The 14,250-nt window shown below is 62.1% G+C and carries 8 protein-coding genes; 1 reads left to right on the top strand and 7 read right to left on the bottom strand.

What is annotated here, in order from left to right:
* Nucleotides 1–7 precede the first annotated feature (7 nt).
* Genes glgC through D4A92_RS01175 form a run of 3 tightly spaced genes read right to left on the bottom strand, consistent with a single transcriptional unit; the run spans nucleotide 8 to nucleotide 5,956 of the window.
* The gene (glgC, locus tag D4A92_RS01185) at nucleotides 8–1,267 is read right to left on the bottom strand and encodes a glucose-1-phosphate adenylyltransferase (RefSeq protein WP_203017562.1); all 1,260 of its coding nucleotides are present in this window, start codon (nucleotides 1,265–1,267) and stop codon (nucleotides 8–10) included.
* A gap of 13 nt (nucleotides 1,268–1,280) precedes the next feature.
* Entirely contained in the window at nucleotides 1,281–3,494 is a 2,214-nt protein-coding gene (gene glgB, locus D4A92_RS01180) for a 1,4-alpha-glucan branching protein GlgB (RefSeq protein WP_203017560.1), read from the bottom strand.
* A complete protein-coding gene (locus D4A92_RS01175) occupies nucleotides 3,494–5,956 on the bottom strand; it encodes a glycogen/starch/alpha-glucan phosphorylase (RefSeq protein ID WP_203017558.1) in 2,463 nt (820 codons plus the stop codon). Before D4A92_RS01175 ends, glgB begins: the two co-directional genes overlap by 1 nt.
* A gap of 20 nt (nucleotides 5,957–5,976) precedes the next feature.
* Between D4A92_RS01175 and D4A92_RS01170 the strand changes: the two genes are divergently transcribed.
* The gene (locus tag D4A92_RS01170) at nucleotides 5,977–6,123 is read left to right on the top strand and encodes a hypothetical protein (RefSeq protein WP_203017556.1); all 147 of its coding nucleotides are present in this window, start codon (nucleotides 5,977–5,979) and stop codon (nucleotides 6,121–6,123) included.
* Nucleotides 6,124–6,217: 94 nt separating this feature from the next.
* Here D4A92_RS01170 and D4A92_RS01165 read toward each other — a convergent pair whose 3' ends face one another.
* The 4 genes from D4A92_RS01165 to D4A92_RS01150 form a co-directional block, all read right to left on the bottom strand.
* Nucleotides 6,218–7,483: a TadE/TadG family type IV pilus assembly protein gene (locus D4A92_RS01165; protein ID WP_210346540.1), complete on the bottom strand. Its 1,266-nt coding sequence runs from the start codon at nucleotides 7,481–7,483 to the stop codon at nucleotides 6,218–6,220.
* A 93-nt stretch (nucleotides 7,484–7,576) separates the two neighbouring features.
* Nucleotides 7,577–8,458, bottom strand: coding sequence for a transglutaminase family protein (locus tag D4A92_RS01160; protein ID WP_203017552.1), 882 nt, complete (start codon nucleotides 8,456–8,458; stop codon nucleotides 7,577–7,579).
* A 4-nt stretch (nucleotides 8,459–8,462) separates the two neighbouring features.
* Entirely contained in the window at nucleotides 8,463–10,877 is a 2,415-nt protein-coding gene (locus D4A92_RS01155) for a circularly permuted type 2 ATP-grasp protein (protein ID WP_203017550.1), read from the bottom strand.
* Between the two features lie 4 nt (nucleotides 10,878–10,881).
* Nucleotides 10,882–14,226, bottom strand: coding sequence for a DUF2126 domain-containing protein (locus tag D4A92_RS01150; RefSeq protein ID WP_203017549.1), 3,345 nt, complete (start codon nucleotides 14,224–14,226; stop codon nucleotides 10,882–10,884).
* Nucleotides 14,227–14,250: the final 24 nt, after the last annotated feature.

Raw genomic sequence — 14,250 nt, 5'->3', positions numbered from 1 at the left:
GATGCGGCTAACCCAGTTTGTCGATCATCGACTGCGTGATGAGGCAGATCCCGTTTTCGCTGCGGCGGAAGCGCTTGGCATCCATTTCCGGATCCTCGCCGACGATCAGCCCCTCAGGGATCACCACGCCATGGTCTATCACGACATTTGTGAGACGCGCATGACGGCCGATCTGCACCTTGGGCAGGACGACGGCGCCTTCGAGACGGGAATAGGAATTGGCGCGAACACCGGTGAAGAGAAGGCTCTTGTAGAGTGCCGAACCGGAAATAATGCAGTCGCCCGAGACCAGCGACGAGATCGCCGAGCCGCGGCGGCCCTCGTCGTCATGGACGAATTTCGCCGGCGGCGTGATTTCGGAATAGGTCCAGATCGGCCAGGACTTGTCGTAGAGGTCGAGTTCGGGAACGATGTCGGTCAGGTCGATATTCGCCTGCCAATAGGCGTCGATGGTGCCGACGTCGCGCCAGTAGGGCTCGCGCTCGAAGTCCGAGCGGACGCAGGACTGGGCAAAACGGTGGGCGACCGCTTTGCCGCTCTTCACCACATAGGGGATGATGTCCTTGCCGAAATCGCGGCTGGAGTCCGGGTCTGCGGCGTCGCGGCGCAGGAGTTCCATCAGGAACTTGGTGTGGAAGACATAGATGCCCATGGAGGCAAGCGCGTGGTCTTCGTTGCCGGGAATGCCTGGCGGATCGGCGGGCTTCTCGACGAAGTCGATGATCCGGTCGGTCGCATCGACATGCATGACGCCGAAGCCGGTTGCTTCCATGCGCGGCACTTCCAGGCAGCCGATGGTCACATCTGCGCCAGAGGTGACGTGCTGGCGCAGCATCAGCTCGTAATCCATCTTGTAGATGTGGTCGCCGGCGAGGATGACCATGTATTCCGGCGCGTAAGATTCGATGATGTCGGCGTTCTGGTAGACGGCGTCGGCGGTGCCTTCATACCACTGCGTCTCGGACACGCGCTGCGAGGCCGGGAGGATGTCGAAGCTCTCGTTGCGCTCGGGGCGGAAGAAGTTCCAGCCGAGTTGCAGGTGGCGGATGAGCGAATGAGCCTTGTACTGCGTGGCTACTCCGATACGGCGGATGCCGGAGTTCAAGGCGTTGGAAAGGGCAAAGTCGATGATGCGCGCCTTGCCGCCGAAATAGACGGCGGGCTTGGCGCGCCGGTCCGTCAACTCCTTCAGGCGGCTGCCGCGGCCGCCGGCCAGAACATAGGCCATGGCATCACGCGACAGGCTTCGTGCCGTTTTTTCGCTCATTTCTTTCCTCCCCTTACTGTTCCAGTTCCAGCATGATCACGGCCAGCGGCGGCAGGGTCAGCCCTGCTTTTGCCCATCCGCTTCCCGTGGCATGCGCCTCCACGCGGCCACCATTGCCCTTGCCGCTGCCACCATAGATTTCGGCATCGGTATTCAGTATCTCACGCCAACGGCCGGCCGCAGGCAAGTTCAATTCGTATCGTTCGTGATAGGTTGGCGTCAGGTTGCAAATGACGGCCACCGGCTTTTCGCCGGGCGCCTTGCGCAGCCAGGCGAGAACCGAATTTTCCTGATCATCCGCGTTGATCCATTCGAAGCCCTCGCCCTCGCAATCGCGGGCATGCAGCGCCGGCTTGGAGCGATAGGTGAAGTTGAGGTCGCGGATCAGCCGTCGCATGCCTTCATGCGGGGCATAATCGAGCAGGTTCCAATCGAGCGAACGGGCCTCGGACCACTCACTCCATTGGGCAAACTCCTGGCCCATGAACAGCAGCTTCTTGCCCGGATGGCCCCACATGTAGCCGTAATAGGCGCGGAGATTGGCGAACTTCTGCCAGTCGTCGCCCGGCATCTTCGCGATCATCGAACCCTTGCCATGCACCACTTCGTCGTGGGAGATCGGCAGGACGAAGTTCTCGGAAAAGGCATAGAGCAGGCCGAAGGTCAGTTCCTGGTGATGGTACTTCCTGTAGATCGGATCACGGGCAAAATAGCTCAGCGTGTCATGCATGAAGCCCATGTTCCACTTGAAGCCGAAGCCGAGGCCACCTTCATGGACGGGCTGCGAGACCTTGGGCCAGGAGGTGCTCTCCTCGGCGATGGTCATGATGCCGGGATGGCTGCCATAGACGTGGTGGTTCATCTGCTGGAGAAAGCGCACCGACTCCAGGTTTTCCCGCCCTCCATATTCGTTGGGGATCCACTCGCCTTCCTTGCGGGAGTAATCGAGGTACAGCATGGACGCGACCGCATCGACGCGCAGACCGTCGAGGTGGAATTTCTCCGCCCAGTAGAGCGCGTTGTTGATCAGGTAGGACAAAACCTCCTGGCGACCGAAATTGTAGATCGCGGTGTTCCAGTCCGGGTGGAAGCCCTGGCGCGGGTCGGCATGTTCATAGAGCGCGGTGCCGTCGAAATGGCGAAGCCCGTGCGCATCGGTCGGGAAGTGCGCCGGCACCCAGTCGAGGATGACGCCGAGGCCGACCTTGTGGCAGCCGTTGACGAAACGGGCAAAGCCCTCCGGCTCGCCAAAGCGGGCGCTCGGGGCGTAAAGGCCTGTCGTCTGGTAGCCCCAAGACGGGTCGTAAGGGTGCTCGGTGACCGGCATGAATTCGATATGGGTAAAGCCCATGTCGACGCAGTAGGGGATCAGCCTTGCGGCTATCTCGTCCCAGGACAGCATGGAGCCGTCATCGCGGCGCTGCCAGGATCCGGCATGGACCTCGTAGATTGAAATCGGCTGGCGGCGCTGATCGATGCTTGCCCAGTGCTTGCGATGGGCTTCGTCGTCCCAATCCTGTTCGAGCTCTGGCGTCGTCACCGAGGCGTTTTTTGGCCGCATCTCTGCGCGGCGGGCAAAGGGGTCGGCCTTCAGCGGCTGAAGCTCGCCATGCGGTCCGACGATCTCGAACTTGTAGGTGGCGCCGGCCCGGACATCGGGGGCGAAGATTTCCCAAATGCCCGTGTCACGGCGCAGGCGCATGACATGCAGACGGCCGTCCCAGTCGTTGAAGTCGCCAACGACGGAGACGCGGCGGGCATTGGGGGCCCAGACGGCGAAGTGGAAGCCGTCGACACCCTGATGCTTGATCGGATGGGCGCCCATCTTGTCGAAGAGGCGCAGGTGCGACCCTTCCTTGATGAAGTAATCGTCCATCGGCCCGAGGATCGGCCAGAAGCTGTAGGGGTCGGTGATGGTCCATTCGGCATCGCCGCGGGTGGCGCGATAGCGCACCGGCAGCACGCCATCGAGCTTGACAGGGCCGGAGAAGAAGCCGGCGTCATGATGACGGACCAGTTCGCCGATGGGCTCTCCGGCGAGATTATGGGCAATGACGGTTTCAGCGCCGGGGATGAAGCAGCGGGCAACATGGCCAGCACCTGCCTCATGCACGCCGAGAAAGGCAAAGGGGTCGCCATGCGTCCCATGAATGATCGCTTCGATTTCTGCTGCCGACGGTGTGTCCGGCTTCGCTACGTCACCGCTCCTCTTCGGTGATTTTGCCATCAAGCTCTCCAGATATCCGCGTTGTACTGCCGGATGGTACGGTCCGATGAGAACCAACCCATACGCGCCGTGTTGCGGATGGTCTTGGAATACCAGGTGGATTTGTCGGACCAGATGTCATCCACGTCGCGCTGCGCCTTGGCATAGGCGTCGAAATCGGCGGCAACCATGAACCAGTCGTGCTGGTAAATGCCCTGCATTAGATCGGCATAGCGGTCGCGATCGTCAGGCGAAAAGACACCCGACGCGATCGACGAAAGCGCCTGTTGCAGTTCGCGCGAGGCATCGATCGCGGCGCGGGGATTGTGCCCCTCGGCGCGCACGCGACCCACCTCGTCGGCGGTCATTCCAAAAATCACGATGTTCTCCTCGCCCACATGATCGCGCATTTCGACATTGGCGCCGTCGAGCGTTCCAATGGTCAATGCACCGTTCAACGCGAACTTCATGTTCCCGGTTCCAGACGCTTCCATGCCGGCGGTGGAAATCTGTTCGGAAAGGTCGGCAGCGGGCACCATGACTTCGGCGAGAGATACGTTGTAGTTGGGAATGAAAACGACCTTCAGCAGACCGCGGACCGAGGGGTCGGTGTTGATAACGCGGGCGACGTCGTTCGCCAGTTTGATGATCAGCTTGGCGTTGTGGTAGCTGGGCGCTGCCTTGCCGGCGAAGAGTTTGACGCGCGGGACCCAGTCGCGTTCCGGATGAGACCGGATCTGGTCGAAGAGGGCGACGGTCTCGATGATGTTCAGAAGCTGGCGCTTGTATTCGTGGATACGCTTGATCTGGATGTCGAACATCGCATGCGGATCGAGCTTGATGCCCATGCGGCTGGCCACGAGGCTCGCGAGCTTTTGCTTGTTGGCGAACTTCACCGCCGCGAATTTTTGCTGAAAGGCTGCATCATCGGCGAAGGCGTCGAGGCCCTTGAGCTTGGTCGCATCATCCAGGAATTCCGGCCCGATCGCTTCCTTGATGAGGTCTGTCAGGTCCGGATTGCATTGCATCAGCCAGCGGCGTGGGGTGATGCCGTTGGTCTTGTTGTTGATGCGCGTCGGATAGAGCTTGTGAAGATCGGAGAAGACCGTTTCCTTCATCAGCTCCGTGTGCAGCGCGGAGACGCCGTTGATCGAGTGAGAGCCCATGAAGGCGAGGTTGCCCATGCGCACGCGGCGATCACCGCTTTCGTCGATCAGCGAGATCTGGCGGATCTCATGGTCATTAAAGCCGCGCTTCTTGCGGGCGTCGAGCAGGACCTTGGCGTTGATTGCGTAGACGAGCTGCATGTGGCGCGGCAGGAGACGCTCGAACAGCGGCACCGGCCAGCTTTCCAGCGCTTCCGGAAGCAGTGTGTGGTTGGTGTACGAGAAGGTCTTGGACGATATCTCCCAGGCCTCGTCGAAGGCCACACCGTGCACATCGACCAGCAGGCGCATCAGTTCGGCAACGGAGACGGCCGGGTGGGTGTCATTAAGCTGGATTGCCACCTTATCCGGCAATTGGGCGAGCGTATTGCCCTGCTGCAGGTGACGGCGAACTATGTCCTGCAGCGAGGCCGAACAGAAGAAGAATTCCTGGCGCAGGCGCAATTCCTGGCCGGCAGGGGTCGCATCGGCCGGATAGAGGACACGGGTGAGGGATTCCGCCTTGTTGCTCTCGCGCAGCGCGCCGATATGGTCGCCGGCGTTGAAGGCGTCGAGAAGGATCGGGTCGATTGGCTGGGCCGACCAGAGGCGCAGCGTGTTGACGCGCTCACCGCGCCAGCCGACGGCCGGTGTGTCGTAGGCAGTGGCGATCACGCGCTCGCCCTGCTTCCAGACGTAGCGTGGCTCGCCATCGGGACCATCCACGGTCTCCACGGTGCCACCGAAGCCGACTTCGTAGGAGCTTTCGCGGCGCTCGAATTCCCAGGGGTTGCCGTGGGCCAGCCAGCTTTCCGGCAGCTCGACCTGCCAGCCATCTGCCATCTGCTGGCGGAAGAGGCCATGCACGTAGCGAATGCCATAGCCATAGGCCGGGATATTGACGGTTGCCATACTCTCCATGAAGCAGGCCGCAAGACGGCCGAGGCCGCCATTGCCGAGTGCTGCATCGGGCTCAAGGCCGGCGATGACATCGAATTCGACCGAGAGGGATTGAAGCGCCTGGCGCATATCGTCGATCAGGCCGAGGTTCGACATGGCATCGCGCAGCAGGCGGCCGATCAGGAACTCCAGCGAAAGGTAATAAACCCGCTTGCCGTTGTTCATGTAAGTGTTGCGGGTGGATTCCATCCACGTGTCGATGATGCGGTCGCGTACCACGAGGATGGTGGCGGTCAGCCAGTCATGCGGCGTTGCCACCTTGGCATCCTTGCCGATGCTGTAGGTCAGCTTGTCCATGATCTCGGCGGCCAGGGCGTCCGGATCGGAAACGCCGCGCTTGGGAAGGGGAAGGTCGACTTTGTGGGGAGTCTTGATCATCGGTCCGCCTGGCGTTGTTCGTGTCTCCGGGCGGCTTCGAAGCGATTGCTGGTGCCGGCCCCTTGGACGGCAGTTTACGCATCGAAATGAAACAGTTGCAACAGGCGGGGAGCTTCGAGGATGATTTTGTTCCGATCGGCGATTTGCCGCTCAACATCCTGTTCTAATTATATTTTCTGGAAAGCGTGAACAAACGATAAGACCGCAGCCATGACAGCTGCGGTCAAATTGTGGGCAAAATCCAAAACGTTTTGGATTGTCTCAGTTGGTCAGGCGGGTAGACGCTGCGGCCGCTGCCTTGCCGATCTCACCGAAGGCCTTGACCAGACCGGCCATATCGGTCGGCTCGTAATAGTCGCTTAGTGAAGACGCGCAGGCAGACAGGAGCGTTTTGCCTCGATCGGGCGCCATGAACGCGACCGAGAAGATCTTGATCCCTTCTTTCTTCGCAGCGGTACACTCATCCAAGACCGCCTTGTCGATGGTCGGGTTCCACGCAGCGCTGTTACCGGTCATTTCGCCATCCGTCATAAACACGATGTAGCGGGTAAAGTCGGAATTGCCTTTGGTGGCGTGCGCGCTTTTCTCGGCAGTGTTGGTCTTCTTCAACGCGTTGTAGGCAATCGTCATTGCGCCGGAAGCGTCGGTGCCTCCGGTCGGCACAGATGGCAGTGCGGTGATGTAGTTTGTTGCGGTCGTGACACCCCAGGCCATGCCAGAGGCGGGCTGGGTTACCTCGTTGTAGGACACCGCGCCAACACGGATGAGGTCGGCCTTTGGATCGGCTTTCACGAGCTCGTTCATCATGATCGCCGAGGCCGTCTTCAAGGCCTGCATCTTCTTGACGTAGCACGGCTTCGTTGGGCTGATGTAGCCCGTCCTGCCTGGCTTTACATCCTTGTAAGCCCAGTTGGACGCGCTGTAGTTCACGCAGCTTGCGACCGAGGTGTCGACCGTGTCCGTGGTGAAGGACATCGAGCCGGAGCGATCCAGCACGACATACATCGAGACTGCCGCGCCGCTTTCCGGCGTGGATTGCGCCGTCGCGGTGACGCTGACGGTCACTTCCTTCCAGCCGAGCAGGGCGGTCATGCCATTGGTCGCCAAGGTGTAGCTCGGTGACAGGCTGACTTCGACGGTCTTGCCCGATGTTCCCAGCTTCCGCTCGACATTTCCGACCGCGCCAGCCAGCGGATCTTCTGCCGCTTCCTCGTCGGTCTGGTCGCTTGCGTCGCCTGGGAGAACGTTGTTCAGCTGCGCCTTCATGAACTTGCGCGCGAACTCGAGCACTTCTTCGTCGGACATTTTATCGTTCTTCGCCAGGGCGTTCGCCGCAGACAGAACGGCCGAGTCGGCTGAGTCCTGCAATGCGCTGCGCACCTGGACCATCCGGTTCAAGTCGATTGCCACACCAGCCGTGGCGGCTGCGACGGGGAGCAGGATGGCCGTTGCCAGGCCGAAATTGCCGGCGCGATCGTGCCAGAGACGTGAGAAGAGGGATTTGCGCGGGCTGTCAGGGGTAGTCATCATGTCCATCCAAAATCAGCGTTTGGAGGGTTATAGACCGTGGCCCATTGCGATCCGTTTAATGGGATCGCTAAAATTCGATGGAAGAATGCACTATTGGCGCACCGGGATGACATCCACGGCCTGATCCGTCTGATGCGAACCATAGCTCTTCAGGACGCCGATGACGGGGGCGACATCGGCATAGTCCCGACCGTAGCCGACCACGATGTGATCGGTGCCGGCCGCGATATCGTTGGTGGGGTCTAGTTCCAGCCAACCTGTCAGCTTGCCGCACCAGATCCGCACCCAGGCATGCATGGCGTCTGCACCCTCCAGGCGTTCCTTGCCCGGAGGCGGGATGGTGCGCAGGAAGCCACTGACATAGCCGGCCGGGATGCCGAGGCTGCGCAGTGCCACGATCATCACATGGGCGAAGTCCTGGCAGACGCCGCGCTTCTTGTCGAAGGCTTCCGCCGGTGTCGTGTCAACGGTCGTGGCTTCGGCGTCGTATTTGAAGTCCTTGTGGATGCGGCTGCAAAGCGTTTCGGCGATCTGGCGCACGGTCATGCTCGGTTTCAGCATGCCGCGCACATAGGTCGCGATCGCCTTGTCCCGGGGCAACCGTGGGCTTGTGCCGAGGAAATGATGCGGCGATTCCGCATCGAGCGACCAGGTTTCGGCGATCTCCTGCGGCAGGCGGTCGAGCAACGGCGAGAAGTCGGCAGCCATAGGCTGAGCCTGAACCATCACCCGCGCCTGCATGCGGATGTCGAGCTTCTCATGCGGACCACGCAGGATGGCGTGGCTCGTCGGATGGCGGAAGAAGTCGTTGAACGTCGAGATCTCGTCCGGCTCCGGGGTGACCGTGATCGCACCCGCTATAAGTCGCTGGCGGTCGGGAAGCGAGAGCGGCAGAAGCCGCAACATGTGGTGAGCGCCCGTTGCCGGAACCTCGTAGCGGTAACCGATATGGAGCGAGAGGTCGTAGAGCATCGCGTCAGCTCAGATAGGTCTGGGCGAGGATATCGGAGAACTTCTCCAATTCGCGCTCCAGATTGGTGTAGACATCGGCCGACATGGCTTCCGGCGTCATGACGGCAAGCCCCGAATGCAGGCGCATCGCCTCGCGGAAAAGGGTCGACATCTGGCCGTTGACCATGGCGTTCGGCAGTTGCTCTACCTCGATGCGTATCTCGTTCAGCTGGAAGAGGATCGAGCGCGGATTGAGCGGATCGAGCGCCAGAAGGTCGGTCACCGTCAGGCGCGCGGTCGAGACATTGTAGCGGCGGCGATGGGTCATGACGTTGTCGCCGATCTCAAGCAGCATGTCGAGCGAGCCGTCGGGAGCATCGGGACCGGTCATGTGACCAAGCAGGCGTGTCATGTGCAGGCCGCGCTCCAGAAGGCGACCAATGGTCAGGAAGCGCCAGCCGGTGAAGCGGTACATGTTTTCATGAACGAGACCGGCAAAGCCCGCGAGCTTGCGCAAGAGGATGGTCATGGCGTGCGCCGCGTCGTCGCCGGGCTTCACCTTCTCATGGAAGCGCTTGGCCGTCTTCGACAGGTCGTTCAGCGCAAGCCACCCATCCGGCGAGAAGCGGTCGCGTATGTTGCTGGCAGAATAGACGGCGCTGTCGATGTTGCGCAGCAGGCTTTCCGGCACGCCGGACTTGGTGTCGACATCGATGTTCGAGAGATATTCACTGACGAAGGCGAGCAGCGGCTGGTCCGGATTGGCGCTTTCGGCATAGCGCGCATGCCAGGCGCGCAGGATGCGCAGCACACCTTCGGCCCGCTCGATGTAGCGACCGAGCCAGAAGAGGTTGTCGGCGGCTCTGCTCGGCAGGCTGCCGGGCATGTTGCGGGTGAAGGTCTCTTCCGCCGGCAAAAGTGAGGTGCGGTCAACGGGCTTGTCGGAGACGATCCAGACATCGGCCGCACTGCCGCCGGACTGCATGGCAATCGCCGAGACATCCGAACCGCTGCCGATCCGGGCAAAGCCGCCGGGCATGATCTGCCAGCCGTCTTCCGTGCGGGCGGCGAAGACGCGCAGCGACATCGGCCGCGGCGTGAGCTGGCCGTCGATCATGGCAGGCGTGGTCGAGAGCGTCACGACTTCCTGGCCAACGAGGTTGCCGGCTTCTGCCTCCAGCCATGCGGCAGTGGTTTTGCCCTGCGGGTCCTTGTAACGCGACCCCATGACAGAGCGTCCGCCATCATCGAAGAAAGGCAGGCGCGAGAAAGCCGAGCCGATCACCATGCGGTCGAGATGGGCGGCCACATGCTCGCGCTCGGCCTTCTGGCCGCACCACCAGGTGGCGATCGAGGGCAGCTTCAGTTCCTCGCCGAGCAGGTGGCGGGAGAGGGTCGGCATGAAAGCGAGAAGCGCACGGGTTTCGAGGATCCCGGAGCCGAGCGCATTGACGAAGGTGACCGAGCCGTTGCGCAGGGCATCCACCATGCCGGGCGTGCCGATATAGGAGTTCTGATCGAGCTCCAGAGGATCGGCGAAGGCGGCATCGAGGCGGCGCCATAGGACGCTGACGGGCTTGAGACCGGCGACAGTGCGCACCATGACCTTGCCGTTGACGATGGTGAGATCCTCACCTTCGAGCAACATGATGCCGAGATAGCGGGCGATATAGGCGTGTTCGAAATAGGTCTCGTTGGCCGGGCCCGGAGACAGGACCGCGATGCGCTCGTCCGAACCACGGGTGCGCGCCTGCAGCGCCTTGCGGAAGGCGCCGAAGAAGGAGGCAAGGCGATGGACGTGGGTCTCGGCATAGACATCGGAGAAGGCGCGGGCGGTCGCAACACGATTTTCTAGCGCAAAGCCCGCACCCGAGGGCGCCTGGGTGCGGTCTGCAAGCACCCACCAGTTGCCGTCTGGCCCGCGGCCGATTTCGAAGGAACAGAAGTGCAGGTAATGGCCGCCGGCCGGTTTGATGCCGACGAGCGGGCGCAGGAATTCCGGGTTCGAGGCGATCAGTTGCGGCGGCAGGAAGCCTTCCTGGACCAGCCGGTTTTCCGAATAGATGTCGGCGACAACCGCTTCCAGGAGGTTTGCGCGCTGGACCAGTCCCTCGGCCAGCACCTGCCACTCGGCTTCCGATATCATCACCGGGATATGGGAGAAGGGCCAGGCCCGCTCGCTCGATCCTCCAGAACCATAAGCACGGTAGAAGACACCGGCGTCGCGCAGGTAGCGATCGGCACGGGCAAAGCGCTCGTGCAGATCGTGCTCCGGCATGGTGTCGATGGCCGAGACCAGGGCTTGCCAGACGGGCCGAACATTGCCTTGTGTGTCGATCATTTCGTCGGCAGCGCCGGCCAGCGCGCGATAGCCGGCCGTGCGGGCCTCGCTTTTCGGCGCTTCTGGCGGGGATAGCTCCGCTGCCGTCTTCTGTGCCATCAGATCAGATACCTTGCGGTCGTCTCAGGTCCAAAGTGTGCGGGAATTCCGGCGACACGGTTTCGGGCCATAGGGGATAGGAGCCGGCTGTATGGCCCCAAGGCTCGAAACGTGCAAGCCGACGGGCTTCCGCTTCATTCCCATTCACAGGGAAAGTGTCGTAGGTCCGGCCGCCGGGATGGGCGACGTGGTAAACGCAGCCCCCGATCGACCGGGCAGACCATGTATCATAGATGTCGAATGTTAGCGGTGTGTTGACGGGCAGGACCGGATGCAGACCGGAGGCCGGCTGCCAGGCCTTGTAACGCACGCCGCCGACGGCCACGCCATTGACGTCGGATTTGCGCAGCGGCACCTGGCGCCCGTTACAGGCCACGACGAAGCGTTCCGGATTGGCTGTCTCCAGCTGCACCTGCAGGCGCTCGACGGATGAGTCGACATACCGGACGGTGCCGCCGATAGCCCCTTCCTCGCCCATGACATGCCAGGGCTCCAGCGCCTGGCGCAGCTCGAGCTTCGAGCCCTCGTAGGTGACTTCGCCAACGAAGGGGAAGCGGAATTCGAGCTGGGCGGCAAACCATTCCGGCTTGAAGTCGAAGCCGTTTTCCCGGAGATCCGCCAGCACTTCGAGGAAATCGAGCCAGAGGTAATGCGGCAGCATGAAACGATCGTGCAGGCTGGTGCCCCAGCGGACGAAACGGCCGCCGATCGGGTTCTTCCAGAAGCGGGCAATCAGTGCACGGACCAGCAATTGCTGGGCAAGGGACATGCGCGCATTCGGCGGCATCTCGAAACCGCGGAACTCGACGAGGCCGAGGCGTCCTGTCGGGCCATCGGGAGAGAACAGCTTGTCGATGCAGATTTCCGAGCGGTGGGTGTTGCCGGTGACATCGATCAGAAGATTGCGGAACAGCCGGTCGACGAGCCAGGGCAGGGGGGCAGCAGCGCCGCTGGCCGGCATTGGCACCTGGGCCATGGCGATTTCCAGCTCGTAAAGGCTGTCGTGACGGGCTTCGTCGAAGCGCGGCGCCTGGCTGGTCGGGCCGATGAACATGCCCGAGAACATGTAGGAGAGCGCCGGGTGGCGCTGCCAGTGCAGGATCAGGCTCTTCAAAAGATCGGGACGTCGGAGGAAGGGACTGTCGCCGGGATTGGCGCCGCCGACCACCACATGGTTGCCACCGCCGGTGCCGGTGTGGCGGCCATCGACCATGAACTTGTCGGCGCCGAGTCGGGTCTGGCGGGCTTCCTCATAGATGGCATTGGTGGTGGCGACGCAGTCGTCCCAGCTGGATGCCGGATGGATGTTGACCTCGATGACACCTGGGTCCGGTGCAACGCGGATAACGTTGATGCGCTCGTCCTGCGGCGGCGCATAGCCTTCGATGTGCACCGGCAAGCCAAGCCCACGGGCGGCCGTTTCGGCCGCTGCTACCAGTTCCAGATAGTCCTCGATGGCTTCTACCGGTGGCATGAAGACGCAGAGGCGGCCGTCGCGGGGTTCGACGCTCATCGCGGTGCGCACGGCCCCTCTGATGTCGCCGGCAGAGCCCGTAATGTTCTGCTCGTTTCGGTCTTGCTGAGCCTCGCCGGTTCTGCGGGAGGCCTCGGGCATGGCGCGTCCTTCGCGGATCTGCGGGCCGAAATCCGGCAGGGGTGTGCGTGGGATCGAGGGGTCCGTGGTGTGGATATAGGGATATTGCGACGGCGGCACGTAAGGCAGGGTGCCGAGCGGCATGCGAAAGCCGATCGGGCTGTCGCCGGGGATGAGGAAAATCTTGCCGCGACGGGTGCGCCACTTCTCGCTCACCCAGCGACGGCCACCTGCCTTGGCGTTCCAGGCCTGGACCGGCAGGATATAGCCGGTCGGCTTGGTCAGGCCGCGCTCGAAGACCTTGGCGATTCGGGCGCGCTCTTCTGCGCTTTCAAGCTTGGAATTCGAGGGATCGACATTTTCCGGCAGGCTGCCTTCCTTGATGATCCACTCGGCCGGATCCTCATAAGCCGGGATGATCATGTCGGTTTCGATGTCGAGCTCGGCCGCAATCCCGGCCATCAGCGCTTCGGCCTGTTCGTGGGTGACGCCGGTGTCCTTGTGTTCGGCGGCAATCAGCGCCGGATCATGCCAGATCGGCTTGCCGTCCTTGCGCCAGTAGAGCGAGAAGGTCCAGCGCGGCAGGCTTTCGCCCGGATACCACTTGCCCTGACCGTAATGCAGGAAACCGCCCGGGGCGAAGCGCTCGCGCAGACGGCGGATCAACTGGTCGGCGAGGTCGCGTTTTGTCGGGCCGACGGCATCCGTGTTCCATTCGGCGGACTGGAAGTCATCGATCGACACGAAGGTCGGCTCGCCGCCCATGGTGAGCCGCACGTCATGAGCTTCCAGATCGGCATCGACTTTCTGTCCGAGGGCGTTCAGGGCATCCCAGCTGTCGTCCGAGAACGGTTTGGTGATGCGCGGATGTTCGGCGACGCGTTTCACCTGCATGTCGAAGGCGAATTCGGTGTTGGCCTGGCCGACATAGCCGCCGGAGATGGGAGCGGCATTCTTGTAATGCGGGGTGGCGGCCAGAGGGATGTGGCTTTCGCCGGTCAAGAGACCCGAGGTCGGGTCGAGGCCGATCCAGCCGGCGCCGGGAATGTAAACCTCCGTCCAGGCATGCAGGTCGGTGAAATCGACCTCGGTGCCTGAGGGGCCATCGAGCGCCTTCAGGTCCGGTGCGAGCTGGATGAGATAACCGGAGACGAAACGGGCGGCAAAACCGAGGCGGCGCAGGATCTGCACGAACAGCCAGCTCGAATCGCGGCAGGAGCCGCGGGCGGAGGTCAGCGTTTCCTCGGGCGTCTGGACGCCGGGCTCCATGCGGATGACATAACCGACGTCATGCTGCAGGCGGGCGTTCAAGCCGACCACCATGTCGACGGTGCCCTGGCCGGGCGTCGTGTCGACGGTCGCCATGAACGCATCGAGCGCCGGGGACGAGGGTTCCGGCGTCATGTAGATCTTGAGGTCGTCGCGAAGATCTTCCGGATAGTCGAAGGGCCATTTGACCGCGATCTCCTCGGTGAAGAAGTCGAACGGGTTGTAGACCGTCATGTCGGCGACGAGGTCGACCTCGATCTTGAATTCGCTGACCGGTTCCGGGAAGACGAAGCGGGCGAGGTAGTTGCCGTAGGGGTCCTGCTGAAGATTGACGAAGTGGTTTTCGGGCGTGACCTTCAGTGAATGGGAGAGAACCTTGGTGCGGGAATGGGCGGCAGGCTTCAGCCGGATGATCTGCGGTCCGAGCTGGACCGGGTTGTCATACTTGTAGTGGGTGAGATGATAGATGCTTGCCTTGATCGCCATTCTTTACCGCTTCGCTGTTCGCCC

The sequence above is a fragment of the Rhizobium rosettiformans genome (genome assembly GCF_016806065.1).
Classification (GTDB): domain Bacteria; phylum Pseudomonadota; class Alphaproteobacteria; order Rhizobiales; family Rhizobiaceae; genus Allorhizobium.
Note: the sequence above shows the minus strand (reverse complement) of the source record. Positions and strands in the feature narration are given on the sequence as shown.

Bases quoted from the DNA above. Each gene is read 5' to 3' on its own strand.
- D4A92_RS01160 (WP_203017552.1), bottom strand. From the start codon at position 8,458: ATGCTCTACGACCTCTCGCTCCATATCGGTTACCGCTACGAGGTTCCG.
- D4A92_RS01175 (WP_203017558.1), bottom strand. From the start codon at position 5,956: ATGATCAAGACTCCCCACAAAGTCGACCTTCCCCTTCCCAAGCGCGGC.
- D4A92_RS01150 (WP_203017549.1), bottom strand. From the start codon at position 14,226: ATGGCGATCAAGGCAAGCATCTATCATCTCACCCACTACAAGTATGAC.
- D4A92_RS01155 (WP_203017550.1), bottom strand. From the start codon at position 10,877: ATGGCACAGAAGACGGCAGCGGAGCTATCCCCGCCAGAAGCGCCGAAA.
- glgB (WP_203017560.1), bottom strand. From the start codon at position 3,494: ATGGCAAAATCACCGAAGAGGAGCGGTGACGTAGCGAAGCCGGACACA.
- glgC (WP_203017562.1), bottom strand. From the start codon at position 1,267: ATGAGCGAAAAAACGGCACGAAGCCTGTCGCGTGATGCCATGGCCTAT.
- D4A92_RS01165 (WP_210346540.1), bottom strand. From the start codon at position 7,483: ATGACTACCCCTGACAGCCCGCGCAAATCCCTCTTCTCACGTCTCTGG.